The sequence below is a fragment of the Kitasatospora sp. NPDC058032 genome, from assembly GCF_042885845.1.
GTDB lineage: Bacteria > Actinomycetota > Actinomycetes > Streptomycetales > Streptomycetaceae > Kitasatospora.
This window is the reverse complement of record NZ_JBHVRK010000080.1, coordinates 1-1,368: the sequence shown is the minus strand read 5'-3', so window position 1 is coordinate 1,368 and position 1,368 is coordinate 1. Positions and strand designations below refer to the sequence as shown.

General features: G+C 69.2%; 1 protein-coding gene. It reads right to left on the bottom strand.

The features are described 5' to 3' along the window. Window positions 1-34: 34 nt before the first annotated feature. Window positions 35-1,288: a DUF2637 domain-containing protein gene (locus tag ACFVUH_RS37395; protein WP_387918099.1), complete on the bottom strand. Its 1,254-nt coding sequence runs from the start codon at window positions 1,286-1,288 to the stop codon at window positions 35-37. Window positions 1,289-1,368 lie beyond the last annotated feature (80 nt).

Genomic DNA, 1,368 nt, shown 5'->3' with positions numbered 1-1,368 from the left:
ATTCCACCCATGAGACGGGTGGGAACCGAGGCGCTCAGCTCGATACGGTTGCGCTTTTCTCGGCCCGCTTGATCTCCCCGAGGTACTTCCGCACCGTTCCAACGGTGTAGCCGGAGCCCTCGGCAAGAATCGGCGCGAGCGCATTCGCGGACCGGGAACGTTCCTCCGGAGGCAGCCGCCGATAACGGACTGCCACGATTTCCGGCCCCGTCCGTACTTCAGCCTCGCGCTCCTGGACCTCCGACGCCTCCTCCCGCGCAGGCTGGGCGAGATCGATTGCCGGGTCCGGGCGTGAGGTCACGAAGCCCGGGACCTCATCGTGCTCGGGGATCCGCATCTGCACCACGCGGCGTCGCTCCCCCGTCCACTCCGCCTTCGCAGCGGACACGGCGATCTTCTCCACCGGCGTCTCCTCAGAACGAGAACGCCACTCGCCGACATGGCTCCCGGATGCTTCGTTCGAGACCCCGGGCTCATCCGGCACCTCCTCGAACAAACCGTTCTTCGGCTTCGTCCGCTCCGGTCCGAACCTTGCGCTGCTCCCGTTCGACTGCGGCTCTGCCTGCTCGACGGTCGGCACCCCCGCCATGAGAGCCGTCGGTTCGATGCCGGCGGCGGCGAGGCCCGCGGGGGCGGTGTCGGCCAGGGGGACGCCGTACTTCGCCAGCCGCAGGGGCATCATCGACTCGATGGGGGCCTTGCGCCGCCAGTTGCGGCCGAAGCGGGCCTGGAGGCGGGCCTGGTAGATCAGCCGGTCCTGTTCGAGCTTGATGACCTGCTCGTAACTGCGCAGCTCCCACAGCTTCATCCGCCGCCACAGCTTGAACGTCGGGATGGGCGAGAGCAGCCAGCGGGTGAGGCGGACGCCCTCCATGTGCTTGTCGGCGGTGATGTCGGCGATCCGGCCCACCGCGTGCCGGGCGGCCTCGACGGCGACGACGAACAGCACCGGGATCACCGCGTGCATCGCGGTGCCGAGCGGGTCGGGCCAGGAGGCGGCCCCGTTGAACGCGATCGTCGCGGCGGTCAGCAGCCACGCCGTCTGGCGCAGCAGCGGGAAGGGGATGCGCATCCAGGTGAGCAGGAGGTCCAGGGCGAGCAGGACGCAGATGCCCGCGTCGATGCCGATCGGGAAGACCAGGGAGAACGTCCCGAAGCCCTTGTCCTCCGCGAGCTCGCGCACGGCGGCGTAGGAACCCGCGAAACCGATCGCGGCGATGACCACCGCACCGGCGATGACGACCCCGATGAGTATGCGGTGCGTGCGTGTCAGCTGCATCGCGGCCACGCGAGAGCCTCCTGGTGGAGCGGGCTGTCGAAGGGTTCGCTGAAGGAGGAGCTAGCACCCCTGCCGGGTGACCTCGGCAC